We start from the raw sequence: 24,998 nt of genomic DNA, 5'->3' as shown, positions 1-24,998 counted from the left end.
CGCCGGCATGTGGCCTCCTAACGCCTGATGGTACGCGCGTTCGCGTAATCTCTGAGGAATTCGTCCCACTCTGTGTGCTGGGCGAGCTGGAGGTCCGCGTAGAAGCGCGAGATCGTGCGCTCCATCGGGAAGTACGCGCTGATCCCGCCGCACGCCTCCACCTTGTCGCCCTGGTGTGCCTCGTTGACCACGAAGCCGCCGGGCATCTGGACGGCCAGCAGCTTGTCGGCCACCGAGGCCAGCGTCGGGTCGGTCCGCGAGTCCGCCACCAGCGCCAGGCAGACCGTCCGCAGGTCCACCAGCGACCGGTCGAAGTGGAAGCGGGTGGCCACCGACTGGACGCTGTCCACCACGGACCGGTTGGCACGCACCTGCTGCCGCAGACCGGCCGCCAGCGACTGGAACTCGCCCATGAACTCCTCGATCCGCGTCGCGTCGACCGCGCACTGCGTGACGGTCTGGTGCGTGCCGCGGTAGGACCTGACGTACTCCTCCACCACGATCCGCCCGAGCTCCCGCGCGTCCATGCGCGGGTTGGCCGCCATGGCGGCCAGGATCTCGGTGTACGGCCAGCCCTCGTTGGGCTCCAGCTCCTCCGAGCCCACCACGACGGCGGCGTGCTCGCGGAGCTCGTAGCAGACCTCGAGGTTGCTCATCAGGCAGGCGTCCATGCCCAGCAGGTCGATCGGCCGGCCGAGCTCCTCGTGGACGCGCCGCATGACGTTGCGCAGCTCGATGGTGTCGAGGGAGTGCAGCGTGCCGTCGTCGCTGGCGATCGCGCGGTCCTGCCCGGTGGGCAGCTTGAGCACCTCGCCCAGCGACGTCGTGAACACGGCCTTGGTGATCTCCGGGGTCTCCGTCAGCCTGGCCAGCTCGGAGAAGGCGGGCTCGCCCTCGGCCATGGCCATGCGCGGGGCCCGCCGCACGTATCCCGTCTCGATGTCATGCCGGACCGTGCGGCCCCTGACCTGGGTGTAGATCTGGTCGAGGTCGTCCGGGGTCCAGCCGCCTCCGTGGTTCCAGACCACGAGCGCGTACCGCCTGGCGGGGGCCTGGCGGGCGGCCCAGCGGACGAAGTCCAGGAGGGTCTGCGGGTGGCCGGAGTCGACGGGCGGCTGCAGCTCCTCGATCAGGTCGGGGGCGCCGCCGGCGCTGATCTCCATGTGCTGGGCCCGGCCGCCGGCGTCCTGCCGCTTCACGAACGCGGTGACCCGGACGCCGTTGTACGACTGGACGGCACGCAGCTCCTCCAGGTCCCGTCCCGCGGCGTCGGACAGGTTGTTGTTGCCGGCCATGTAGACCATGAAGTTCCACTCGGCCGGTTCGTCCGAGTGCGTGCGGCGTTCCTCGGTCATGGCCCGGGTCCGGCCGAGCGCCCGCCACGTGCCCGGGCCGGCCACGCCGTCGGCGGGCAGGCCCTCGCGCTGCTGGAGGCTCAGCACGGCGCCGTAGGTGGCGCCGCCGAAGTACCCGTCGGCCTGTACGCGGTAGCCGCGGGCGCGCAGCGACTCCTGGAGCCGCCTGACCTCTTCCCCTCTGCTGCCGAGTCGCAGCGTGGGCCCGGCCATCAGTCGGCGGCCCAGTGGAAGTTGAGGCACTTGCCGTCGGGCGACAGGTCGCCGATCGGGATGACGTACATCGGCGTGTGCTCGCCGAACATCCTGGCCTTCCACAGCACGATGGCGCCGCCGGCCTGCACGGACCTGGACTCGAAGGTGGCGTACCGGTCGCCGTCGGTCTCGACGAAGCAGATCTGCCGGTGGGTCTCGTCGGTGACCTGGATGCCCTTCCACCACATGGAGTGGGGGGCCAGGCTGAGGCGGACCTCGGTGGTGCCGGGGGGCGCGGGGGTCTCGGTCAGGTGGAGGACGTCGCCGTCGCGCAGGCGGTGGGCGCCGGCCAGGTCGCTCCTGCTGATCCTCATGAGCTGGATCGGGTCGCGGCCGGGCATGCGCTCGTACCTGATGGGCGTGCGCTGGTCACCGTGCACGATGGCGAGCAGGTCGGGCAGCTGGGCGATGATCGCGGGCAGCGTGGCCTGCACGATGGGACCGAAGTAGCGCTGGTTGAGCTCGCGGTCGGTGACGCGTACGGGGTGCTCGGAGCGGTTGCCGTGCATGGTCTGCAGCAGGCCGGGGAGCACCTGCATCATGATCGGCGCGATGGTGCCGATGAGCTGCGGTACGAACTGGAGGAAGCGCTCCTCCTCGTTCTGGTCGGTGTCGGCCTTGGGCGGGCCGAAGGAGAGGAGCTGCTCCACGAGCGGCGGGATGATGGCCTGCACGACCGGCATGAGGACGGCGGCGACGTCCATGAACGAGCGGTCGGCGGCGAGCTGGGCGTAGGCCTCGGGGAGGGCGTACCGCTGCTGTTGCTGCTGGTACTCGACGGGCCGGTGCTCCATCCGCGGCCCCATCGGCAGCAGGTGTTGCTGGTGCGGACGTGCGCCGAACTGGTCTGCTGCCTGGTGGGTCAGCTGGAGGCCCTGGAGGATCGTGGGGAACAGCACGTTGAGAATCCGTGCCTCCGCTCCCCGCTGCTCCTCTGCGATGTAGGACGGCATGATGTTCTCCCGGCATTTGGGGGCATTCGTCCACGTTGGACGCTATGAACGCTCTGTGCCGCGAGCATCAGGGAACGCCCTGGGGATAACCCCGGGGCGTTTCCCTAATGACCGAAAGAGCTGACTCGGGTCAACGGGACACTGGACGGTTGTCGGAGCAAGGCACACGATGAACTTTGGCCTGGCGACTCCGGCGAGGGGGTGAGACCGATGGCGACGCGCGCCCTTCGCAGCGGCCCCGAGCGCTCCCGGGACGAACAGTTCGTCGGCCGCTGCCGCGAACTCGCGGTGCTCCACGCTCAGCTCGGTCGCGTCTGCGAGGGGCGGTCCGGCCTCGTCGTGCTGGAGGGACCGGCCGGGATCGGGAAGACCGCGCTGGCCGGGGAGTTCCTGTGCGCCATCGAGAACGCGGTCGTGCTGGAGATCAGCGGGGACGAGGGCGAGTCCGAGCTGCCGTACGGCGTGCTGGGGCAGCTCGGGGCGCAGGTGCAGCAACTCCCGGACGCGCTGGCCGGGCTGGCGGGGCCCGGGGCGCAGCTGCGGCCGCTTCCTGACACGCCGGTGGGGCGCGGGACTCAGGCGCAGCAGCTCCCGGACGCGCCGGTGGGGCGCGGGGCCCAGGCGCAGCGGCTCCCGGACGCGCCGGTGGGGCGCGGGGCCCAGGCGCAGCGGCTCCCGGACGCGCCGGTGGGGCGCGGGGCCCAGGCGCAGCGACTCCCGGACGCGCCGGTGGGGCGCGGGGCGCACGTGCAGCGGCTCCCTGACGCGCTGGCGGGGTTGGCCGGGCCCGGGATGTTCGTGTGGCCCGATCCGCTGGTGGTCGGGGCCGGGCTGCTGGAGCTGCTGGCCAGGCTGCAGCAGAGCGCGCCCGTGGTCGTCGCGATCGACGGGGCCGACTGGGCGGATCTGCCGTCGTTGCAGGCGCTGACGTTCGCGCTGCGGCGGCTGCGTACCGATCGGGTGCTGGCCATCGTGATCGTCAGGGAGGACGACCACCCGCGGCTGCCGGACGGGCTGCGGCGGCTGCTGCGCAGCGGCGCGGCGCTCCGGCTGCCGATCGGCGGGCTCAGCGCGCGCGAGCTCCAGGCGCTCAGCGCCCGGCTGGGGCCCGTACGGCTGACGCCCCAGGCCGCCGAACGGCTGCACGAGCACACCAAGGGCGTGCCGCTGCACGCGCGGGCGCTGCTCCAGCAGGTACGCGCCGAGACCCTGGCCGACGTGGACGCCCCGCTGCCGGCGCCGCGGGCGTACACGACGCTGGTGCTGGGGCGGCTCGGGCAGTGCGACCCGGCGGCGCAGCGGCTGCTGACGGCGGCCGCCGTGCTCGGGACGTCCGCGCCGCTGCACCTGGTGGCCCGGATGGCCGAGCTCGCCGAGCCGCTGCCGGTGCTGGAGCAGGTGACGGGCGCGGGGCTGCTCGTGGAGTGGCGTACGGGGGCCGGGGTTTCGGTGGGCTTCCCGAACCCGCTGGTCAGGGCCGCCATCTACCACGACCTCGGACCCGCGACACGGCGGCGGCTGCACCTGCTGGCCGCCGAGCTGGTGGGCGACGTCGTGCACCGGCTGCACCACCGGCTCGCCGCCGCCGACCAGGTGGACGGGGAGCTGGTGCGGGAGGTGGCGCTGGTGGGCCGGCGACAGGCGGCGGCGGGGCGCTGGTCGAGCGCGTGCGGGTGCCTGACGCGGGCGGTGCAGCTCACGGGGGAGGGCCCGGAACGGGACCGGCTGATCGCCGAGGCTGTGGAGGCGCTGCTGGCCGCCGGTCGGCCGGTGGACGCCGGCGCGCTGGCCGGGCAGGTGGCGCCGGGCGGTGATCCGGCGGTGCGCGACTACGTGCTGGGGTCGGTGGCGTTGGTGGCGGGGCGGGTGGGGGAGGCGGTGCGGCGGCTGGACCACGCGTGGTCGCAGGCCAAGGGCGACGGGCGGCTGAGGACGGGGGTGGCGGCGCGCCAGGCGATGGCCGCCCTGCTGCGGGGCCGCGGCCCGGACGCCGCCCACTGGGCCGAACGCGCCCTCACCACCCCACCCCCCGCTCCCCTCCCGCCGGACGGTGACCGACCCTCGGGGGGTGACGGGCTTTCGGAGGGCGACCGGCTTCTGGAAGGGGACCAGCCGTCGGACGGACACCGGCCTGTGGAGGGTGACCGGCCTTCGGGGAGTGCCCGGCCTTTGGACGGTGTCCCACCTTCGGGAGGGGGCCGGCCTTTGGACGGTGTCCCGCCTTCGGGGGGCGAGCCGTCGCGCTCGGCGGGATCGCCGTCGGGCGGGGTCCCGGGGGATGGGCGCGCGTCTTCTGCGCAAGGCGAGCTCCTGGGGGGCGGGGTGGCACTGCCGGAGGGCGGCCCGTTGCCGGGGGCGGAGGGCGGGCACTCCGCGGGCACGCTGCCGTCCCACGGTGGGCGGTCTTCGCGCGACGCGCTGCCTTCGGCGGGGGAGTCGCGTTCGGTGGCGCCGCCGTCGGGCGGGGGAGCGGTGGGTGGGTGTGCGGGGTCGTTCGAGGGTGGGCACGGGGTTGGTGGGGAGCTTGGGAGGTTTGCGTGGCTTGTGGGGTTGGGGTTGGCGGGGCGGGTCGAGGAGGGGGTGGCGGCTTGCGGTGAGTTGCCGGTGCCGGGTCAGGCGTCGGCGGGGGAGCTCGGTGCGTTGCTGGGCCGGGGCGTGTTGCGGCTCTGGGCGGACGATCTCGCCGGTGCCCACGCGGACCTGCTCGGACTGCTCGCCGCCGGGGCCGATCGGTCGGCGCCCTTCCAGCTCCTGGTGGCCGTCGCGCTCGCCCAGGCCGAGTACCGGCTCGGCCGCTGGGACGAGGCGGTCGGGCACGCCGAGGTCGGCGTCTCGACCGCCGACGACTTCGGCCAGACGTGGCTGGCGAGCTACGCCCACGCCGTGGCCGCCCTGGTGCCGGCCGCCCGGGGCGAGTGGGAGCGGGCCACCACGCACGTACGGGCCGCCCGCGCCGCCTGCTCGCCCGACAACACCTCCGCCCAGGTCAGTACGGCCGCCGCCGAGGCACTGGTCGCCACGGCACGCGGCGACCACGACGCGGCCGTCACCGCCCTCATGCCGCTCACCCGCACGAACCTCCCCGACGAGCCGGTCGTCGTGCTCTGGCGTACGCTGCTGGCCGACGCCCTGGTCAACGCCGGGCGGCCGGAGGAGGCCGACGCGGTCCTGGTGCCGTGCGAGCTGCTGGCCCTGGACAAGGAGCGGCGCAGCGTCCTGGCCGCCGCCGCCCGCGCCAGAGCCGGGCTGCACGCCGCCAGGCACGAGCCGGTCGAGGCGGAGACCTGTTACCAGGTGGCCCTGGAGCACACCGCCAAGGTCGACATGCCGTTCGAGGAGGCCAGGATCCAGCTGGCGTACGGAACGTTCCTGCGCCGCAGGGGCCGCAGGTCGGCGGCCGCCGAGCAGCTCGAGGCGGCCCAGCTCACGCTGTCCCGGCTGGGCGCGCTGCCGTACCTGGAGCAGTGCGATCTGGAGCTGGCCGCGAGCGGGCGCGCGGTGCTGCGCCCGCAGGACACCGCCAGGCTGGGGCTGACGCCGCAGGAGCACACGGTGGCGGTGCTGATCAGCAGGGGGCTCACCAACCGGCAGGCGGCGCGGAAGCTCGTGCTGAGCGTCAAGACCGTCGAGTACCACCTCAGCCACATCTACACCAAGCTCGGCATCACCTCCCGTACGGCGCTCATCGGGAGGTTGAGCGATCTCGGCGAGTAGGACACCCTGGCCTCCTCGTGATCGAACGAAAGGAAACGTTCAGAACGAAGCTAGGATCGGGACCACCATCCCGAAGGAGCTTCCGTGTCCGTCGATCAGCGCCACAGGCTCATCCTCAGCCGGGTACGCGACCGCGGCTCGGCCCGGCTGGCCGACCTGGCCGAGGAGCTGGGCGTCTCGGCCGTCACCCTGCGCAGGGACGTCGAGCACCTCGCCACCCGCGGCCTGCTCACCCGCGTGCACGGCGGCGTCACGCTCCCGGCCGAGGCCCGCACGCCCGCCCTGGCCGGCCCGCCCCCGACCATCGGCATGCTCGTCCCCACCGCCCACTACTACTACCCGGGCGTGATCAAGGGGGCCCAGGAGCAGGCGGCCAGGGCGGGGGCACGGCTGGTGCTCGCCATCTCCCGCTACGAGGCCGCCGAGGAGCGCGCCCTGGTGCGCCAGCTCGTCGAGGAGGGCGCCGACGGCCTGCTGCTGACCCCCAGCGGGGAGCCCGGCGCGGCGCGGGCGCCATGGCCGGCCGGGCTGGGCGTGCCCGCCGTGCTGGTGGAGCGGCGGGCCGAGCCGGCCGGACCGGAGTCCCACCTCGACTCCGTCGCCTCCGACCACGCCCACGGCGCCTACCTGGCCGTACGCCACCTGGCCGACCTGGGCCACCGCAGGCTGGCCGTCGTGGCCGCCCCGAGCCCCACCGCGCCGGGGATCAAGGCGGGCGCGCGGGCGGGCGCCGCGGCCCTGGGCCTGAACGCCCCGGGGCACCTCGCCATCGACCGCGCGCGGCCGCCGGAGCAGCTGGTGGCCGACGTGCTGCGGCTGGTGCGCGAGGGCGGCGCGACCGGCCTGCTCGTGCACAATGACGAGGACGCGCTCTCCCTGGTCAGGCACCTGAGCGCGGCGGGGGTGGACATCCCGGGCGAGGTGTCGCTGATCGCGTACGACGACGAGGTGGCGGCGTTCTGCTCACCCTCGCTCACGGCCGTGGCGCCGCCCAAGGAGGAGGTCGGCCGGTGCGCGGTGGACCTGCTGCTCCGGCGGCTGGCGGAGGGCCCCGGCGCGGTGGTCCACCACCTGTCCCTCCTGCCCGAGCTACGCGTACGCGAGTCGACGGCGTAGCTTTCGTTATGATCGAATTGATCGTATTGACCTTCGGGGGAGCGAAATGACGGAGAACCGGCCGAAGACCCTGCTCGCGATGGGGCCCGAGATCGCCTCCCGGCTCGTCACCGGCCCGGTGCGCGAGCGGCTGGTCGCCGTCGCCGACGTGGACCCCGGCCTGGTGGCCGCCGACTTCGCGGACCCGGCCGTGGCCGGCGCGCTGGCCGAGGCGGAGGTGCTCTACACGAGCTGGTACTGCCCGCCCGTCACGGAAGAGGTGCTGGCCCGGGCGCCCAGGCTGCGGGCGATCGTGCACGCGGCCGGCAGCGTCAAGCACCACGTCACCGAGGCGTGCTGGCGGCGCGGCCTGCTCGTCTCCTCCGCGGCGGCGGCCAACGCCGAGCCCGTCGCCGAGTACACGCTGGCCGCCATCCTGTTCACCAACAAGCGGGTGCCGGACATCGCCCGGCTCTACCGGGAGCGGCGGGCGCCGCTGGACCTGGACGGTCTCTTCCCGGGGTTCGGCAACTACCGGCGCACGGTGGGCGTCATCGGGGCGTCCAAGATCGGGCGGCGGGTGATCGAGCTGCTGCGGCCGTTCGAGCTGGACGTACTGGTCGCGGACCCGTACCTGACCGAGGATCTGGGCGTGCCGCACGTCGAGCTGGACGAGCTGTTCGAGCGGTGCGAAGTGATCAGCGTGCACGCGCCCGCGCTGCCGGAGACCCGGCACCTCGTGAACGCCGCCCGCCTCGCGCGCATGCGCGACGGCGCCACGCTGATCAACACGGCCCGCGGCGCGCTCGTCGACCAGGACGCGCTCATCGCCGAGCTGGCCTCCGGGCGGCTGTACGCGGTGCTCGACGTCACCGAGCCCGACCTGCTGCCCCCCGGCTCACCCCTCTACGACCTGCCGAACGTGCTGCTCACCCCGCACATCGCCGGATCCCTCGGCGGCGAGCTGGCCCGCATCGCCGACCTGGCCGTGGACGAGCTGGCCAGGTACGCCGCGGGCCTGCCCTTCGCGCACGGCGTGGCGGTCGAGGAGCTCGCCACCATCGCCTGATCAACGCTCTGATGACGGGGGCCCCGGATCGGCCCTACGCTGCTCTGCATGCACAAACGGGTGATCGACGGGCGCTTCGAGCTCGCGGAGCGGCTCGGTGGCGGGGGCATGGGCCTGGTGTGGCGGGCCTGGGACGTGGCCCTGCACCGCGAGGTCGCGCTCAAGGAAGTACGCCCGCCGGACCCCTCGATGGACGAGCAGGACCCGGCCGGCGCGCGCGAGTTGCGGGCCAGGGTGCTGCGCGAGGCCCGCGCCCTGGCCCGGCTGAACCATCCGCACGTGGCCACGATCCACCACATCGTGGACCCGGGCGAGCAGGGTTACCCGTGGATCGTCATGGAGCTGGTCACCGGCGGCTCGCTGCAGGACCGCATCCAGCGCGGCCCCATGACCCCCATGGAGGCGGCCCGGCTCGGCCGTGAGGTCCTGTCCGCGTTACGGGCGGCGCACGCGGTCGGCATCCAGCACCGTGACGTCAAACCCGCCAACGTCCTGCTGCGCGAGGACGGCCGGTCGGTGCTGACCGACTTCGGCATCGCCGCCGTACGCGAGTCCACGAGCCTCACGGCCACCGGGTCGTTCATCGGCTCGCCCGAGTACATGGCGCCCGAGCGCATCAACGGCGTCGAGGGCGACCCGGCCTCCGACCTGTGGTCGCTGGGCATGATGTTGTACGTGGCGGTGGAGGGGCGGCATCCGCTGCGCCGGAGCACCACGCTGGCGACGCTGGCGGCCGTGCTCAACCAGGAGGTGCCGCCGCCGGAGCACGCCGGGCCGCTCGGCCCCGTGCTGTCGGCCCTGCTCACGAAGGACCCGGCGGGCAGGCCGGACGCCGAGACCCTGGACCGGATGCTGGCGGCGGCCGGCGAACCGGGGGCCGTCGCGCCCCCGATGCCCCAGGCGGGGCCGTACGCGCCCGGCCCCGCGATGACCCCGCCCCCACCGCACCTGGCCCCGGGCCCGATGGGCTCCGGTCGGATGGGCTCCGCGCAGATGGGGCCGGGCGCGGTCGGGGCCGGGCCGATGGGCGCGGGTCCGGGCGGATCCGGGCCGTCCGGGCCGGTGCCGCCTGCGCACACCGTGCCACCGGGGCATAGCGGGCAACCGGGGCCTGGCGGGCAACCGGGGCCTGGCGGGCAACCGGGTTACGGTGGGCAACCGGGGTACGGCGGGCAGCAGGGGTACGGCGGGCAGCCCCCTTACGCCGGGCCGCCGGCCGCCGGGCACACGGTGCCGCCCGGTTACGGGGGAGCGCCCCCGTGGGGCAAGGAGCCGGTCTCGCATGCGGGCACCCTCAACACCCGCCGCTCCCGGCGCAAGGGCGTCAGGGGAGCGGGGCTGGCCGTGTCCCTCTCGGCGGTCGTGGTGGCGGGTGTGCTGGTGTGGCGGCTGCTTCCCCCCTCCGGGGACGACGGCGGCGAGCCCCAGACCAACCGGCTGACGATGACCGACGTGCCCGCCGCCACCGGGACCCCGCGCGCCTCCGCCACCGGCGAACCCACGGACGCCACCGGGGAACCCACGGACGACACCGGGGAACCCGCCGAGGAGAACCTGCTCACCCCCGCCGGGATCCGGAGCATGATCGCCAAGGTGAAGCCGGCCATCGGCGGCACCAAGATCGTCAAGATGACGGTGTACCCGACCTACGCCTCCATCGACGCCCCGCTCAAGCGAGACCCGGAGCTCTACGACAGCTACGACTACCGCGACGGCGCGGTCTCCGGCTCGCGGACCGGCGGCAAGGTGGACACGCCCCTGGTGGATCTGGCCAAGTTCAACTGGGACGCCCTCCCCGCGCTGATCAAGAGGGCGAACAAGGACCTCGGCGTGCCCAAGCCCACCTCGCGCTACGTCATCGTGGACCCCGACTACTCGTTCGCCTCGACGCGGCAGGTGCTCCTGGTCTACGTCTCCGACGACTACCACCGGGGCGGCTACCTGGTGGCCAGCCCGCAGGGCAAGGTGCTCAAGCTCTACCCGGACAGCTAGGCACCCGCCGGTCAGCAGACGTCCTGGTAGCCGCTCTCCGGGATCAGCCGCGACCACTCCGCCCTGCTCAGCTGGCCGCCCGCCCTGGCGCACACCTCCTGCGCGGTCAGCGCGGGGTCGACCGCGATCTCGCGTACGGTGCCGTCGAGCGCCACGCCGCGCAGCCGCCGGCCGTCCTGGCTGAAGGCCGGCCCGGCGGCCCACGAACCGACCTGGCCGACCTCGCGCAGCGACCTGGTGTCCCACAGCGAGGTACGGGTGGCGTCGATGGCCAGCAGGCCGCCGTCCGGGGAGAAGCGCAGCTCGTCCACCGGGGCCGTGCCGGTCTCGATCGTGCCCAGCGGCACGCGCTCGCGTACGTCCCACAGCAGCACCCGGCCGCCCTCCAGCCCGAACGCCAGCCTGCGCCCGTCCGGCGAGAAGGCCAGCGCGGTCGCGGCCGCCCCGTCGCCGGCCCTGGCCGCCAGGACCAGCGGGGTGACCTGGCCGGTACGCAGGTCGAGCAGCTTGGCGCCGGCCGCCAGCGTCGAGCCGTCCGGGCTGAAGGCCAGCGCCAGGTCGCCCGCGCCCTCGTACACCTTGATCCGCCGCCCCGTGCGCACGTCCCACGTCTCCAGGGTGTGGCCGCGCGCGGTGGCCACCGTGCCGCCGTCAGGGGAGAGCGCCACGGCCGGTACGTCGCCGCCCGCCTCGATGGTGGTCACCTGCCTGCCGCCGGTCACCTCCCACACGGTCACCGGGTCGCCCGCCACGGCCAGCAGCCGGCCCGCCGCGTCGAAGGCCAGGTCGCCGGCGGCGGTGACGCGGCCCAGCTTCCTGCGCTCCTCGGTGTCGGTGAGCTCGATGGTGTTGCCGACCTCCTTGGCCGCGACGCGCCCGTTGCCGGAGAAGGCGGCGATGTGGCCGTCGTCGGACGGGACCGGCAGGCCGGCGACGTCGAGCGAGACCACCGAGCCGATGCCGCTGAGGTAGCGGAGGGAGTGGCCGTCGGTGGAGAACGCCAGGCCGTGGCCGGGGTCCTTCAGGGGGTAGGAGCCTGCCAGGCGGCGCTCGGCCACGTTCCAGACCCGTACCTCGCCCTCGCCGGGGAGGGCGAGCAGGTGGCCGTCGGGGCTGAAGACGAGCGGGCCGGCCGACGAGCCCGGGGTGGCCTCCAGCCCGTCCACGACCTCCACACCCCAGGCCCGATCCTTCGGCTCCCCGGGGTCGCGCCCTGCGGACCGTCCTGCCTCCGGCTCGCCACTGCCCGGCCGCCCCACCTGCGGCTCCCGCGTCTTCCCGCCGACGGCCCCGATCCTGTTGCCGTCGGCTCGGGTGGCGCTGTCGGCCCCGGTGGCCCGTCCGTCGACTCCGGTCACACCGCTGTCGGGTCCGGTCGGGTGGCTGTCCGCCGAGGCCGGGTGGCTGGCGTCTCCGGTCGGGCGGGTGTCCGCCCCGGTCGGGTGGCTGTCCGCCGACGTTCGGTGGCTGTCGGCCGAAGTCGGGCGGGTGTCGGGTCCGGTGGCGCGGCCGTCGGAGCGGGTCGGCCCCGTGGTGCCGGTCGGGCGGGTTCGCCCGGTCGTGGGGGCGGGGCCGCGGGTGTCCGCGATGGTGGTGCGCGTCTCCGGTGGTCCCGCGTCGGCGGACGGGCCGCCCTTCACGCGGAAGGTCCGCACACGGTCCGAGCCGGTGGCGGCGGGCACCCAGGTGTCGGCGGTCTGCGGTGCGGTAGCGCGCGGGCCCTGGGACGCTCCCGGGGTCGGCATGGCGACCACCCCGGAGCTCGGCGGCGCACCCGTGGCGGCGTCCGGGGCCTGGGACGCGGCGGTGGCGCCAGGGTTCTGGGACGCGGCGGTGGCGCCAGGGTTCTGGGACGCGGCCGGCCGGGCCGCCGTGTCGGGGGGTGGTGTCGGGAGGCCGTTGGCCAGCACGTCGTTCGTGCCGGGGGGAGCGGGCGTGCCGGCCGGGTCGGGGGCGTCGAGGGTGTTCGCCCGTCCCGTGCGGGCCGCGTCCCTGGGGCCCACGAGCGTGACCCCGTCGCGCCCCGCCACCGCCAGCGTGACCCCGTCGGGACTGAACGCAAGGGCGGGCGCCGCCGCGTCCGCACCTGTGAGCGGCTCGACCTTCACGACCCCCGTCCTGACCCGGCGCGGCGCCAGCTCCCAGAGCTCGACCCGCCCGTTCAGGCCGGAGAGGGCCGCCCGGGTCCCGTCGGGAGACAGGGCCACCTTCCGGTCGGTCACGTCGAACAGCACCCGCGTGCCCCGGTAGACCCGGGTCCGGTTCCCCCGGCTGATCGCGTAGACGGTCTCGGCGGGGGCCTGCCCGGTGGTCACGTCGAACGTCCGGCCGGCGGTCAGCTCGGCGTAGCGGCCGTCGTCGCTCAGCGCCGTGCTTCCCGCGGGCAGCGCGTACGAGGCCACCTGCCGACCCCCGGCGACGTCCCACACGGTGACGGAACCGGTGTCCCACCGGACCAGCTCGTCCCCGCGCAGCAGGTAACGCGCCCGCGCGTCCGCCCCGGGGTCGGTGAACACGCCCAGCTCCGGCTGCACCAGCGACGCCTGCAACGCCGCCCGCGCCTCGAACACCGGCGACATCCGCCAGGCGGCCACGCTCAGCCGCATCGCCGTGCGCGGATCGGACGTCCGCATCGCCTCCGCCCGGGCGGCCACGGCGCGGGCGTCGGCGTCGATCAGTCGGCCGCGCAGGTCGTTCTGGCCGTGCACGGACACGACCGTCATCGTCACCGCGACCGCCAGCACGCCCGCCACCGTCGCCAGCGAGGGGATCAGGAGCTTCCTGCGCTGCTTGGACAGGGCCACGCTGTCGTTGAGGAAGTCGCGTTCGAGCTGGTTGAGACGTACGTGGCGGCGCTTGGTCGCGGCCCAGCCGAGCGCCGTGTCGAGCTCCCGCCCCCGGAAGAGGTGGCTCCGGCCGCGCCGGTGTTCGGACCAGTGCCGGGCGGCCTCGCGGATGCGCCGGTGCACCGGCATGCCCTCGCGCTCGTCGGCCACCCAGCCGCGCAGCCGGGGCCAGGCCCGGTAGAGCGCGGCGCTGGCCGGGGCCACCCGGCTGTCGCTGACGGCCACGAGCTTGCCCACGGCGGTCTCGGCGGGCGGCACGCGTACGCTGCGGCGTACCAGCAGGCCGGCCTCCATGAGCGGGCCGAGCACGTCGCCCTCGTCGTGCGGGCTGTCGCCGTCGAGCAGGCGCAGCAGCAGCCCCGGCACCTCCTCCTGCTGGCGGGGCGTGAGGGAGAGGTAGGCCGCCTCGGCCACCTCGCCGAGCGACCGCGTCCGCGCGTACGCCTCGGGCGGCCGCAGCCCGGCCTCGCTCTCGACCAGCAGCTCGGCCGCCGCGGGCCGGTCGGCGGGATCCTTGGCCAGCGCCCGCCCCACCAGCTCGCACAGCGGGTCCGGCAGGCAGCTCAGATCGGGGTCGACGGTCAGCAGCCGGTGCATGATCCCGCCGAGGCTGTCACCGCGGAACGGATCGCGCCCGGTGGCCGCGAACAGCACCACCGCGCCCCACGCGAACACGTCGGCCGCCGCCTCGGCGGCCTGCCCGGTCAGGACCTCGGGAGCCAGGTAGGTGCACGTCCCGCCCACCGGTGCCGCGGCCGGCAGCCCCAGCTCGATCACCTTGGGCCCGTCGTCGGCCAGCAGCACGCTCTCCGGGTTCAGCCCCCGATGGGTCAGCTTGGCCTCGTGCAACGCGGCCAGCGCGACCGCCAGCGCGCCGGCCAGCGCGACCAGCTCGTCACCCGCGTACGGCCCGTTCAGCTCGACCGCCTGCCGCAGGTCGGGCCCGTTCACGTACTCGCTCACCACGTAGGGGACGCCCTCGTCGGACCCGACGGCGACCACCTCCGCCAGGTGGCGACAGGTCACCCGCTCGAACCGGCGCCCGACCTCGCCCCGCGGCACGGTGACGGCGAACCTTCGGCCCTCGTCGTCGTAGGCGTCGTAGACGATGCCGCGCCCGCCCGCGCCGAGCCTGGCCGACAGCCAGTAGCCGCCGAGCCTCTCGGGGTCACCGGGCACCAAGCGCATCGTCACTGATGCTTAGATGCACGACACCGCCCATTGGTTGTCCGGAATGACGCCACAGGTCCCCCGCGCGCCTCGGGGGACCCATGTGTCATGATCATTATGCCAGGCTCCGGGATCTCGCCTGCCACTCCGGCCGGAGCACGGCCATGAGCACGGAGTCGTGCCACTCGCCGTCCCACAGCAGCGCGTCGCGCTCGACGCCCTCCTCGACGAAGCCGACCTTCTTGTAGACGTGCCGCGCCCGGTCGTTGAAGGCGTAGACGCCCAGCCGGATCCGGTGCAGCGGCGTCGTGCCGAAGGCGTGGTCGAGGAGCAGCTCGATCGCCTCGGTGCCGTAGCCCTTGCCGAAGGCCCGCGGGCCGATCAGCGCGATGCGCAGGTTGCAGGACAGGTTGCCGGCGTCGAGCTCGTTGAGCACGATCTCGCCGACGAACTCGCCGTCCGCCGTGATCGCCAGGTCGAGGCGGTCGGCGTGGTCGCCGCGGGTGGCGTACCACCGGCGCAGCCGCGCCTCGTCGAACTCCCCGTGCGAGCCGGTCAGCCGGTGCACCTCCGGGTCGGAGACGAGCTCGATGAGGCCCGCGAGGTGCTCGGGGCCGACCGGGCACAGCGTCACGCGCTCACCCTTCAGGGTGGGTTTCTCGGCGAACATCCCCTCTGGCTATCAGTCGCGATCAACCTCGGGCAAACCCATTTTCCGCAGCACCGCGTCCCGCACCTGCTCGGGGCTCATCACGCCGACGTCGCAGACCAGGTCCGCCACCTCCCGGAAGTACGGCTCGCGGCGGGCCCGCATCGCCGCCGGGGCGTACTCCGGCCGGTGCGTGCTGGTGCGCATCCGCTCGGCCAGCACCTCGTCGGCAGCGTCCACCCAGACCACGAACGCGCCGCCCAGCGCCTCGCGCACCTGAGGGCTCTCGACCGTGCTGGCCGCCGCCGCGATCACCTTCGGCTCGCCCGCCAGCCCGTCGAGCACGTGCTCGGCCTCGTACCGGTGCAGCGCCTCCTTCCCCTCCTTGGCGGCGATCGGCGCGGAGGTGCCGCCGTGCCTCTCCTCGAGGTACTGGTCGCTGTCGGTGAACGGCAGCCCGAGAGCCTCGGCGATCAGGCGGCCGGAGGTCGTCTTGCCGGAGCCCATGAGTCCGATCATCACGACTGGTTTGTTTTTCGACATGTGGATAGAGGTTCCTTCGTGTCAAGGAGGTAAATCTGATGACCATCGCCGGAAGCATCATCCTCATCATGCTCGGTGCGATCCTCACCTGGGCCGTCGAGTTCGACCTCGCCGGTCTCGACATCAACGTAGTGGGCGTCATCCTCATGCTCGGTGGTCTGGCCGGACTCCTGTTCGGCATATACAGGATCAGCGTCACCCGCAGGGCGGTCGGCCCCATCGACGAGCCGGTCCACCGCCACGAGGTCTACGAAGAGCCTGAGACCCGCCGGACCGCCGTGTACGAGGAGCGCCGCCACTACGACGAACCACCGCTGTAGGAGGTGAATCGACATGCCAGCCGTTGAAGAGCTGCCGTCGACCATCAAGCGTTCGCCCAAGAAGGCGCAGAACACGTGGATCAAGGCGCACGACTCGGCCGTCAAGGAGTACGGCGAGGGGCGGCGCGCGCACATGACCGCGTTCGCCGCGCTCAAGCACTCCTTCGAGAAGGTGGGCGACCACTGGGAGCCGAAGGCGCAGAAGGGGCCCTCGGACAAGGGCGCGACCGACCGGTCCGGCCGGACGGCCGAGGGCGTGGACGCCAACGCCAGCAAGGAACACCTGCAGGGCGTGGCCGCCAAGCTCGGCGTGCGCGGCCGGTCGAAGATGACCAAGCAGGAGCTGGTGGGTGCCATCAAGAAGGCGAACAGGAAGGCCACGGCGAAGTCCCGCTGACCGTCGCGCGGCCCGCCGCGCGTACCGTGGCAGGGACCATGGCGCGGACCGTCGCGCTGATCAGAGGGCCGGCGAGCTTCGTCGGCCCTCATCCATGCCCGCCCGACGTCACTTCCGCGGAAATCACGGGGGAAGTCACAGCAGGGGAAGTCACCGCACGGGAAACCACCGTAGGGGAAGCCACCGTAGGGGAAGTCACAGCAGCCGCTTGACGGCCTCGGCGATGGCGGTGCGGTCGATGCGGGCGTCGGCGAGCTGCTCCTCCGGGGTCGCCGATCCGGGCAGCCCCGTCACGGCCAGCTTCACCACCCGCGGCCCCAGCTCGCTCACCGCGTCCATCACCGCGTCGCCCAGCCCGCCCTCGATCCGGTGGTCCTCGACCGTGATGAGGTTGCCCGTGGTGGTGGCCGCCTCGACCAGCACGGCCGTGTCGACGGGCTTGATCGAGTACAGGTCGATCACCCCCACCGGGATCCCGGACTCGTGCAGCGCGTCGGCCGCGGCCAGCGCCTCGTGCACGGTCACGCCGGCGGCCACGATCGTGGCCCGGTCGCCGGGCGTGTGCCGCAGCACCCGCGACCCGCCCACCGCGAACCGCTCACCCGGCTGGTAGATCACCGGCGTGTCGCCCCGCGTGGTCCGCAGGTACGACACGCCCTCCAGGTCGGCCATCTCGGCGATCAGGGCGGCCGTCTGGTTGGCGTCGCACGGGTAGAGCACGGTGCTGCCGTGCACGGTCCGCAACATGGCCAGATCCTCCAGGCCCATCTGCGACGGGCCGTCCTCGCCGATCGCCACCCCGGCGTGCGAGCCGACCAGCCGGATGGAGGCCCGGCTCACGCCGGCCATCCTGATGAAGTCGTGCGCCCGGGTCAGGAACGCCGCGAACGTGGCCGCGTACGGCTTCCAGCCCCGCACCTGCAGCCCGATGGCGGCCGCCACGAGCTGCTGCTCGGCGATGTACATCTCGAAGAACCGCTCGGGGAACTCCTTGCCGAACGTCTCGGTCTTCGTCGAGTCCGCCACCTCGCCGTCCAGCGCCACGACGTCCCCCCGGGCGGCGCCGAGCGCCGCCAGCGCCTCCCCGTACGCCGTGCGCGTGGCGACCTTCTCGCCCACCGGGTAGGAGGGCAGCTCCATCCCGTTGCTCTCGAACCGGTACGGCGCGGAACCCTGCTCGGGCCCGTGCACCTCGACCCGCACGGTCCGGGCCCCGCCCAGTTCCTCCACCGCCTTGTCCGGATCCTTCAGCGCCTTGCCGTGGGCGCCCTCGCGGTTCTCGACCTCGAGCACCCCTTCGCCCTTGCGGGTCTTGGCCAGGATCACGGTCGGCCGCCGGCGCGTGTTGCGGGCGTCGCTGAGCGCGTAGTCGATCTGCCCGGGATCGTGCCCGTCGATCTCGATCGTGTGCCAGCCGAACGCCCCGAACCTGCGCGCGTAGGCCCCCGTGTCCCATCCGTGCCGGGTGGGTCCCCGCTGCCCGAGCCGGTTGACGTCCACGATCGCCGTCAGGTTGGCCAGCCCCTCGTCGCCCGCGTGCTCGGCGGCCTCCCAGATGGATCCCTCGGCCAGCTCGCTGTCACCGCACAACACCCAGACCCGGTACGGCACCCGCTCCAGCCGCCCGGCCATCGCCACCCCCACTCCCACCGGCAGCCCCTGCCCCAGCGAACCGGTGGCCACGTCCACCCAGGGCAGCCGGGGCGTGGGATGGCCCTCCAGACGGCTGCCTCTTCGCCGGAACGACAGCAACTCCTCGTCGCTGATCACGCCGGCCGCCTTGTAGAGGGAGTAGAGCAGGGGAGAGGCGTGCCCCTTGGAGAAGATCAGATGGTCGTTGGCGGGGTTGTCAGGGTCGTCGAAGTCGTAGCGGAGGTGGCAGGCGAACAGCACCGCCATCAGGTCGGCGGCGGACATGGACGAGGTCGGATGGCCGGAACCGGCCTCGGCGGCGGCACGTACGGAATCGACGCGCAACTGCGCCGCCAGTTCGGCCAGGTACTGAAGATCGCGTTCAGGCATCATGACCTCCTCGAGACGGTTTCTGCCCCGCCTACCCCGACGCCCGCGCTTAACTCGGCGCGGACGTCCCGGGAGAAGGGGGTCAGGAGCGCCTGAGGCGGCGCAGGGCGGCGACGCCGGCCGCCGCCGCGCCCCCGGCCAGCGACAGGAGGACCGGGCGGCGGTGCTGGGAGAGCCAGAGCTGGGGGCTGCGGGCGTGCGAGCGGTGGTCGAACGAGCCGTGGGCGCCGTAGTCCGCGGACTCGTCGGCCGGCTCCCACAGGTTCGACACGCCGCTGGGCTCCTTCTCGTCCGTGAGCTGGGACTGCACGCCGGTCCTGGCCAGGTAGCGGTCCACCAGGGCCGGGGCCACGCGCTGCGCCAGGAGGGTGGCCGCCGTGCTGATGCCCACCCAGTACTCCTTGCGCTCCGGGTGCTCGGCGGCGTACACGATGGCCCTGGCCGCCACCTCCGGCTGGTAGATCGGGGGGACGGGCTGGGGGTGCCGGCGGAGCTTGGACAGGACCCAGTCGAACTGCGGGGTGTTGACCGCGGGGAGTTGTACGAGGGTGACCCGGACGTTGCTGCCGTCGCCCATGAGCTCCGTGCGGACCGACTCGGAGAAGCCCTTGATCGCGTGTTTGGCGCCGCAGTAGGCCGACTGCAGCGGGATGCCGCGGTGTGACAGGGCCGAGCCCGTCTGGACGATCGCGCCGGCGTTGCGCGGGCGCATGAGGTCCAGGGCCACCTTGGTGCCCCAGACGTAGCCCAGGTAGGTGACGGCGGTGGTGCGTTCGTACTCGTCTGGGGATATGTCGGTGAATTTCGCGAACACGGAGGAGAAGGCGGTGTTTATCCAGACGGATATCGGGCCCATCTCCGTCTCGATGCGCTCGGCCGCGTGCCGTACCTGCTCGTAGTCGGCCACGTCGGCCTCGTATACCTTGCCGGTCCCGCCCTCCGTCCCGACGTCCACGGCGGCGGCGCCCAGGCCGGTCGTGCCCCGGGCGATCAGGGCCACCTTGGCACCCCGCGCGCCCAGCTCGCGGGCGACCGCGCGCCCGACCCCGCCGCTCGCTCCTGTCACCACGACTACCCGCCCTCGAAGTGGTGCCATGCCGAGATCAGCCCGCCTCTCCGTCGTGGCGCCGCTTCTGGCGGCGTACGGCCAGTGTGATGTCGACCACCGTGGCGATGCCCAGCAGGATGGCGATGCCCGCCAGGACGGGCGCCCCGGTGATGAGCCCCAGTACCGTGAACGCGAACAGGAACACCAGGATGAACGACCCCACCCTGATGTGCACCACGTCGCTCGGGGTGGCGGGCACCATGGCATGGCCCTGGCGGTCCCGCTCCTCGTGCCACTCTCCTTTGTCAACCATGCCGCTCACCTGCCCGTCCCGTTTGGTGCCTAACGTCCTGGGTAGCGCCCCTCCGTGCCCGAGCCAGATCCCCACGCGGCGTCGCCGGCCGGCGACCCCTGCGTCGACCTGCGCCCGAGCGACCAGAGCGAGCCCGGCATCGCGCGCCGCCGGCGCGGGCGCGGTTTCAGCTACACCGGGCCCGACGGCCGCCCGGTGCGCGACCCCGCCACGCTCGCGCGGATCAAGGCGCTGGCCATCCCGCCGGCCTGGCAGGACGTGTGGATCTGCACGTCGCCCGACGGGCACCTGCAGGCCGTGGGGACGGACACCGCGGGGCGCCGGCAGTACCGCTACCACGACGTGTGGCGCGAGCAGCAGGACCGCGCCAAGTTCGACCGGGTGCTGGAGGTGGCCGAGCGGCTGCCCGCGTTCAGGAAGGCCGTGGACGACCAGCTCAAGGGGCGCGGGCTGACCCGGCAGCGGGTGCTGGCCGCCGCCGCCCGGCTGCTCGACATCGGCTTCTTCCGCATCGGCGGCGAGAGCTACGACACCTACGGGCTGGCCACGCTCAGGATGGAGCACGTGACCTGCGCCGGAGGCATCGTCACGTGCTCCTACCAGGCCAAGGGCGACGTGGAGCGCGAGGTCGAGGTGGCCGATCCGGGGGCGTGCAAGGTGCTCAGGGCGCTCAAGGCGCTGGGCGAGCAGGGCGAGCTGCTGCGTTACCGGCACGCGGGCGGGTGGAGCGACATCAGGAGCGAGGACATCAACGAGTACCTGCGCGAGATCATCGGGTACGAGGTCACCGCCAAGGACTTCCGCACCTGGCACGCCACCGTCCTGGCGGCCGTGGGGCTGGCGGTGTCCCGGCCGGCCCGGCACGCGGGGCGGACGGGCAAGCAGCGGGCCGTCACCCGGGTGATGCGCGAGGTCGCCGAATACCTGGGCAACACGCCCAGCGTGGCCAGGGCGTCGTACGTGGACCCGCGCGTGGTGGAGGCGTACGACCAGGACAGGACCATCGCGGCGGCGCTGACCGAGCTGGGAGCGGACGCCGACTTCGGGCAGCTCGCCACGGCGGGCCCGGTGGAACGCGCGGTCATTGAGCTGATACGTGCCGTTTGAGCTGTTCATACCCGGGCATGCGGCGACAGAAGAAGGAGGCGAGCGATGGAAGCTCCGCAGTACGTCGCGGCCCGTGTCCAGCAGGCGCTGGCCGAGGACGGACGCACCCACGAGCTCGGAATCCGCGTCGACATAAGAGGCGACCAGCTGTTCCTACGCGGTCAGGTGAGCGGTCCCGAGCAGCGCGAGCGGCTCGGCCAGGTGGCGCACGAGGCCGCGCCCGAGCTCCACGTGCACAACGAGATCAACGTGGTGGACCTCACCGAGCCAGGGGAGGATGAGCATCTTGACTGACCTTCGCATTGCGGCCGTGGGTGACATTCACCTGGGCGAGGACGTCAAAGGCCAGTACAGGAAGAGGCTCGAGGGCATCGAGGACCGCGCGGACGTGTTCATGCTGGCGGGAGACCTGACCCGGCACGGCACGCTGGAGGAGGGCCGGGTGGTGGCCGACGAGCTGCGCGGCCTGCCGATACCGGTGGTCGCGGTGCTCGGCAACCACGACTACCACTCCGACCTGCAGTACGAGATCGCCGCCGAGCTGCGCGACGCCGGCGTCATCGTGCTCGACGACGACGGCGTCGTGGTGCAGTGCGGCGACAAGAAGCTGGGCGTCGTCGGCGGGAAGGGGTTCGGCGGCGGGTACGCGGGCAAGTGCGCGAGCGAGTTCGGCGAGCGCGAGATCAAGAACTTCGTCTCCCACACGCGCTACATCGCCGAGGCGTGGAAGGTCGCGCTGAAGGAGATCGTGGCCGACGAGCGCGTCGTGCTCTCGCACTACTCCCCGATCAAGGAGACGCTGGAGGGCGAGCCGCACGAGATCTACCCCTTCCTCGGCAGCTACCTGCTGGCCGAGGCGGTCGACACGGCCGGGGCCGACCTGATCCTGCACGGGCACGCGCACAAGGGCAGCGAGAAGGGCATGACGCCGGGCGGCATCAGGGTCCGTAACGTCGCGCTGCCGGTGCTCGGCAAGGCCTACGCCGTCTACTGCCTCGAGTGCGAGGACGGCTATCGCGGCGAGGGCGGCTGACCATCCCCACGAGCGAGGGCGGCTAGAGCACCCGTACGGCGAGGACGCACACATCGTCCTCGGCCGCCTCGCCTCCCAGACGCTTGAGCAGGCAGGCGATCACTTCCTCCGGATCGTCGCCGCAGCAGAAGTGCGCGGCCTGGATCAGCGCGTCCATACGGGCCGCCATGTCCTGCCCGCGCCGCTCGACGATCCCGTCGGTGTAGAGGATGAGGAAGTCGCCGGGCTCCAGCCGGGTCGTGGTCAGGTCGTACTCGGTGACGTCGAAGGCCCCCAGCATGAGCCCCGGCGCCGGGTCCAGCAGCCGCGCCCGGCCGTCCCTGATCAGCACAGGAGCCGGATGGCCGGCGTTCGTCCAGCGGTACGTGCGCTCCGCCGGGTCGAAGTGGCCGATGATCGCGGTGCCGGTCACGGTGACGCCCTGGTTGGAGTGCACGATGAGGTCGTTCAGCCAGGTGGCGAGCTGGTCCGCGGACGCCCCCGTGTAGGCCAGCCCGGCCAGGCCCGCCCGCATCTGGATCATGAGGCTGGCCGCCGTCAGCCCGTGCCCCATCGCGTCCCCGATCGCCAGCAGCACCCGGCCGTCGGGCAGGTGGCGGGCCTTGAACCAGTCGCCGCCCAGCCGGATGAGCTCCTCGCCGGGCAGGTAGCGCACCCCGATCGTCAGCCCCGGCATCTGGATGAGCCCGCGGCGGAACGGCAGGATCGTGTCCTGCAGCCGGACGGTGACGTCGTGCTCCTCCTCGGCCCGCCGACGCTGCGAGAGCGCCTGCTCGTGCGCCACGGCCAGGGCCCGCTCCCTGCGCCGGTTCCTGGTCACGTCCTGGACCAGGAAGCGCACCTTGACCGGCACTCCGTCGGTGTCGAGGATCGGCTCGCCGTACACGCAGAGGTGCCGCACGCCGTGCCGGTGCTGGATCCTGAACTCGTTCTCGACCGCCTCCCGGTGTTCCAGCAGCGAGCGAAGGTGCTCCTCGACGATCGGCAGGTCGTCGGGCACCACCGAGGCCGGCAGCTCCTCCAGCGACATGGGCCCGTCGGAGCGGTCGCGGCCGAGCATCTCGTACATCTGCGGCGTCCACAGCGTGCGCTCCGTGGCCAGGTTCCACTCGCCCCAGCCCAGCTCGGCCAGGCGCTGGGCGCGTTCCCAGCCGGAGACGAGCAACTCCTCGTCGTCGAGTGGCCGCCAGCTCACCAGCAGCCCGTCATCCACCCGGGCCGCGCGCACGCTGAGCGTGGCCGGCCAGAGCAGGTGGTCCAGCACCTCCACGAACTCCAGCGCCTCCCGGTGCACGGGCTCGCCGCTCTCGTAGACCGCGATGCAGTCGTCGAGCAGCCCCGAGCCGGCCACCCCCGGGCTCGCCGTCATGAGCCGCCGCCCCGCCAGCTCCGCGGCCGTACGGCCGGCCACGGTCCTGGCGTGCCGGTTGGCCGCGAGGATCAGGAAGTCCACGACGCGGCCCGTGGCGTCGTGGACGGGGGTGAGGTAGAGGGCGGAGGCGTGGACGGCCTCCAGCATGCCGCGCACCCGGACGGGCACGTCGAGCGGGCCGACGGCCTCCTCGGACGGGCGCTCGATGCCCCTGGCGACCTCGATCGGGGCCAGCCCGCTGTGCCGGGCCATCCTGGCGAGCTGCTCGGCCGCCTCGACCGGGCGGATGTTCAGCTCGGTCGCGAGGCGGGCGGTGGCCTCGTCCAGGATGGCCTGGTCGCGCATCTGATGACGCAGCCGCAGGAGCTGGTCACGGACTCTCGCCGAGGCAGCCCCGGTCTCGTAGCGGCTGAACGGCGGATATTGGCTCACCCGCTCCTCATTCCCCTGGAAGGGGAAAGGAGGGGCGTCACTACGGATATTTCGACAAAACTAGTGCACCGCCGGACCGTTCTCGGGGATCGGCCCGGCGGCGAAACGGGTGGGGAACCGGGTGAATGGTCCCCTTAGACATTGAAGATGCTGACCCCGCCCGGGCCGACCAGGAATCCGAGGACGATGAGAACGATCCCCCAGAGCAGGTCGCGCCTGGCCAGGATCACGTAGATCCCGGAGATGACGAGAATAACCGCGATGATCCAGAGCAAAGTAGCCATGGGCCTGCAACTGCCCCCAGGAACGAGCGCTTAACATGTTTCCCCCCGGGGCGACGGGCAGGGGAAAAGTTATGACGACCTTCGGTTATTTCCTGTCGTGCGAGGAACACGGCCCGAAAGAGCTGGTACGCCAGGCCAAGGCCGCCGAGCGCGCCGGCTTCGAGGCCCTCTGGATATCCGACCACTTCCATCCCTGGCTGGACGAGCAGGGGCAGTCCCCGTTCGTCTGGTCCGTGATCGGCGCGCTGGCCGAGGCCACGTCCCTGCCCATCACCACCGCGGTGACGTGCCCCCTGATCCGTACCCATCCGGTGGTCATCGCCCAGGCCACGGCCACCACGGCGGCGCTGACCGGCGGCCGCTTCCGGCTCGGCGTGGGCACCGGCGAGGCGCTCAACGAGCACGTGATCGAGTCCCGCTGGCCCCCGCTCAGCGAGCGGCTGGAGATGCTGGAGGAGGCCGTCGAGCTGATGCGGGAGCTGTTCACCGGCAAGCTGGTGACCCACCGGGGCCGCCACTACCAGGTGGACACCGCCCGGCTCTACACGCTGCCGGAGGAGCCGGCGCCCATCCTCATGTCGGGGCTGGGCCGGAAGTCGACGGAGCTGGCCGGCCGCCTGGCCGACGGTTACGTCTCGACCGCGCCGGACGCCGACTCCGTACGGGCCTTCCGCGAGGCGGGCGGCGCCGGCAAGCCGGCGCTCGGCGGGCTCAAGGCCTGCTACGCCGCCGACGAGGGCTCGGCCCGCAAGACCGTGCACCGCCTGTGGCCCACGCAGGGCATCAAGGGCGAGGCCTCCCAGATCCTGCCGCTGCCCCGCCACTTCGAGCAGCTCGCCGAGTCGGTCACCGAGGACGAGGCCGTGAACGGCAGCCCGGTCGGCCCCGACCCCGAGGTCCACGCCCGCGCCATCCGGCAGTACGTGGACGCCGGGTTCGACGAGGTCTACGTCAACCAGATCGGCCCGGAGCAGGACGCGTTCTTCGACTTCTACGAGCGCGAGGTCCTGCCACGGGTCCGGTGACCGG

At 73.1% G+C, this 24,998-nt stretch carries 20 protein-coding genes; 10 read left to right on the top strand and 10 right to left on the bottom strand.

Going from position 1 to position 24,998, the window contains the following annotated elements:
• Positions 1 to 17: 17 nt before the first annotated feature.
• Positions 18 to 1,568: a clostripain-related cysteine peptidase gene (locus tag ACBJ59_RS17665; protein WP_375111296.1), complete on the bottom strand. Its 1,551-nt coding sequence runs from the start codon at positions 1,566 to 1,568 to the stop codon at positions 18 to 20.
• Positions 1,568 to 2,563: a hypothetical protein gene (locus ACBJ59_RS17660; protein ID WP_375111295.1), complete on the bottom strand. Its 996-nt coding sequence runs from the start codon at positions 2,561 to 2,563 to the stop codon at positions 1,568 to 1,570. Before ACBJ59_RS17660 ends, ACBJ59_RS17665 begins: the two co-directional genes overlap by 1 nt.
• A 210-nt stretch (positions 2,564 to 2,773) precedes the next feature.
• On the opposite strand from ACBJ59_RS17660, the gene ACBJ59_RS17655 reads away from it, so the two are divergent.
• From ACBJ59_RS17655 to ACBJ59_RS17640, 4 genes are all read left to right on the top strand, one after another.
• A complete protein-coding gene (locus tag ACBJ59_RS17655) occupies positions 2,774 to 6,277 on the top strand; it encodes an AAA family ATPase (protein WP_375111294.1) in 3,504 nt (1,167 codons plus the stop codon).
• An 84-nt stretch (positions 6,278 to 6,361) separates the two neighbouring features.
• Positions 6,362 to 7,393 carry a substrate-binding domain-containing protein gene (locus ACBJ59_RS17650; protein ID WP_375111293.1) on the top strand — a complete coding sequence of 344 codons (1,032 nt, stop codon included), beginning with the start codon at positions 6,362 to 6,364 and terminating at the stop codon, positions 7,391 to 7,393.
• 46 nt (positions 7,394 to 7,439) lie between these two features.
• Complete coding sequence (locus ACBJ59_RS17645; protein WP_375111292.1) at positions 7,440 to 8,441, top strand: hydroxyacid dehydrogenase; 1,002 nt, start codon at positions 7,440 to 7,442, stop codon at positions 8,439 to 8,441.
• Positions 8,442 to 8,489: 48 nt separating this feature from the next.
• On the top strand, positions 8,490 to 10,433 hold the full coding sequence (locus ACBJ59_RS17640; protein WP_375111291.1) for a serine/threonine-protein kinase: 1,944 nt from the start codon (positions 8,490 to 8,492) through the stop codon (positions 10,431 to 10,433).
• Between the two features lie 11 nt (positions 10,434 to 10,444).
• Here the strand turns inward: ACBJ59_RS17640 and ACBJ59_RS17635 are convergent, their stop codons facing one another.
• From ACBJ59_RS17635 to ACBJ59_RS17625, 3 genes are all read right to left on the bottom strand, one after another.
• A complete protein-coding gene (locus ACBJ59_RS17635; protein ID WP_375111290.1) occupies positions 10,445 to 14,467 on the bottom strand; it encodes a protein kinase in 4,023 nt (1,340 codons plus the stop codon).
• A gap of 97 nt (positions 14,468 to 14,564) precedes the next feature.
• On the bottom strand, positions 14,565 to 15,119 hold the full coding sequence (locus ACBJ59_RS17630) for a GNAT family N-acetyltransferase (protein WP_375111289.1): 555 nt from the start codon (positions 15,117 to 15,119) through the stop codon (positions 14,565 to 14,567).
• Positions 15,120 to 15,131: 12 nt separating this feature from the next.
• On the bottom strand, positions 15,132 to 15,617 hold the full coding sequence (locus tag ACBJ59_RS17625; RefSeq protein ID WP_375111520.1) for a shikimate kinase: 486 nt from the start codon (positions 15,615 to 15,617) through the stop codon (positions 15,132 to 15,134).
• A 62-nt stretch (positions 15,618 to 15,679) separates the two neighbouring features.
• Here ACBJ59_RS17625 and ACBJ59_RS17620 point away from each other — a divergent pair, with 62 nt between their 5' ends.
• Together ACBJ59_RS17620 and ACBJ59_RS17615 are read left to right on the top strand one after the other, a co-directional pair.
• The gene (locus tag ACBJ59_RS17620; RefSeq protein ID WP_364115281.1) at positions 15,680 to 15,961 is read left to right on the top strand and encodes a hypothetical protein; all 282 of its coding nucleotides are present in this window, start codon (positions 15,680 to 15,682) and stop codon (positions 15,959 to 15,961) included.
• A 13-nt stretch (positions 15,962 to 15,974) separates the two neighbouring features.
• A complete protein-coding gene (locus ACBJ59_RS17615; RefSeq protein WP_364115283.1) occupies positions 15,975 to 16,358 on the top strand; it encodes a ChaB family protein in 384 nt (127 codons plus the stop codon).
• Positions 16,359 to 16,553: 195 nt separating this feature from the next.
• Here the strand turns inward: ACBJ59_RS17615 and ACBJ59_RS17610 are convergent, their stop codons facing one another.
• The 3 genes from ACBJ59_RS17610 to ACBJ59_RS17600 all read right to left on the bottom strand — a co-directional run bounded on the left by ACBJ59_RS17610 (position 16,554) and on the right by ACBJ59_RS17600 (position 19,741).
• Positions 16,554 to 18,383, bottom strand: a complete 1,830-nt coding sequence (locus tag ACBJ59_RS17610; protein ID WP_375111288.1) for a transketolase — start codon at positions 18,381 to 18,383, stop codon at positions 16,554 to 16,556.
• A gap of 79 nt (positions 18,384 to 18,462) precedes the next feature.
• Positions 18,463 to 19,476, bottom strand: a complete 1,014-nt coding sequence (locus ACBJ59_RS17605) for an SDR family oxidoreductase (RefSeq protein ID WP_375111287.1) — start codon at positions 19,474 to 19,476, stop codon at positions 18,463 to 18,465.
• Between the two features lie 7 nt (positions 19,477 to 19,483).
• The gene (locus ACBJ59_RS17600) at positions 19,484 to 19,741 is read right to left on the bottom strand and encodes a hypothetical protein (protein WP_375111286.1); all 258 of its coding nucleotides are present in this window, start codon (positions 19,739 to 19,741) and stop codon (positions 19,484 to 19,486) included.
• A 54-nt stretch (positions 19,742 to 19,795) separates the two neighbouring features.
• Between ACBJ59_RS17600 and ACBJ59_RS17595 the strand changes: the two genes are divergently transcribed.
• Genes ACBJ59_RS17595 through ACBJ59_RS17585 form a run of 3 tightly spaced genes read left to right on the top strand, consistent with a single transcriptional unit; the run spans position 19,796 to position 21,881 of the window.
• Positions 19,796 to 20,848 carry a DNA topoisomerase IB gene (locus tag ACBJ59_RS17595; RefSeq protein ID WP_375111285.1) on the top strand — a complete coding sequence of 351 codons (1,053 nt, stop codon included), beginning with the start codon at positions 19,796 to 19,798 and terminating at the stop codon, positions 20,846 to 20,848.
• 45 nt (positions 20,849 to 20,893) lie between these two features.
• Positions 20,894 to 21,142 carry a BON domain-containing protein gene (locus ACBJ59_RS17590; protein ID WP_364115293.1) on the top strand — a complete coding sequence of 83 codons (249 nt, stop codon included), beginning with the start codon at positions 20,894 to 20,896 and terminating at the stop codon, positions 21,140 to 21,142.
• Positions 21,126 to 21,881 (top strand): metallophosphoesterase, encoded by a 756-nt coding sequence (locus ACBJ59_RS17585; protein ID WP_375111284.1) that lies wholly within the window; start codon positions 21,126 to 21,128, stop codon positions 21,879 to 21,881. Before ACBJ59_RS17590 ends, ACBJ59_RS17585 begins: the two co-directional genes overlap by 17 nt.
• A 22-nt stretch (positions 21,882 to 21,903) precedes the next feature.
• On the opposite strand, the gene ACBJ59_RS17580 is transcribed toward ACBJ59_RS17585, so the two are convergent.
• Together ACBJ59_RS17580 and ACBJ59_RS17575 are read right to left on the bottom strand one after the other, a co-directional pair.
• The gene (locus ACBJ59_RS17580) at positions 21,904 to 23,685 is read right to left on the bottom strand and encodes a PP2C family protein-serine/threonine phosphatase (protein ID WP_375111283.1); all 1,782 of its coding nucleotides are present in this window, start codon (positions 23,683 to 23,685) and stop codon (positions 21,904 to 21,906) included.
• A 134-nt stretch (positions 23,686 to 23,819) separates the two neighbouring features.
• Positions 23,820 to 23,969 carry a GPGG-motif small membrane protein gene (locus tag ACBJ59_RS17575; protein ID WP_165959640.1) on the bottom strand — a complete coding sequence of 50 codons (150 nt, stop codon included), beginning with the start codon at positions 23,967 to 23,969 and terminating at the stop codon, positions 23,820 to 23,822.
• Between the two features lie 71 nt (positions 23,970 to 24,040).
• On the opposite strand from ACBJ59_RS17575, the gene ACBJ59_RS17570 reads away from it, so the two are divergent.
• Positions 24,041 to 24,994, top strand: coding sequence for a TIGR03557 family F420-dependent LLM class oxidoreductase (locus ACBJ59_RS17570; protein ID WP_375111282.1), 954 nt, complete (start codon positions 24,041 to 24,043; stop codon positions 24,992 to 24,994).
• Positions 24,995 to 24,998 lie beyond the last annotated feature (4 nt).

The sequence above is a fragment of the Nonomuraea sp. MTCD27 genome (assembly GCF_041950495.1).
Taxonomy (GTDB): domain Bacteria; phylum Actinomycetota; class Actinomycetes; order Streptosporangiales; family Streptosporangiaceae; genus Nonomuraea.
Note: the sequence above shows the minus strand (reverse complement) of the source record. Positions and strands in the feature narration are given on the sequence as shown.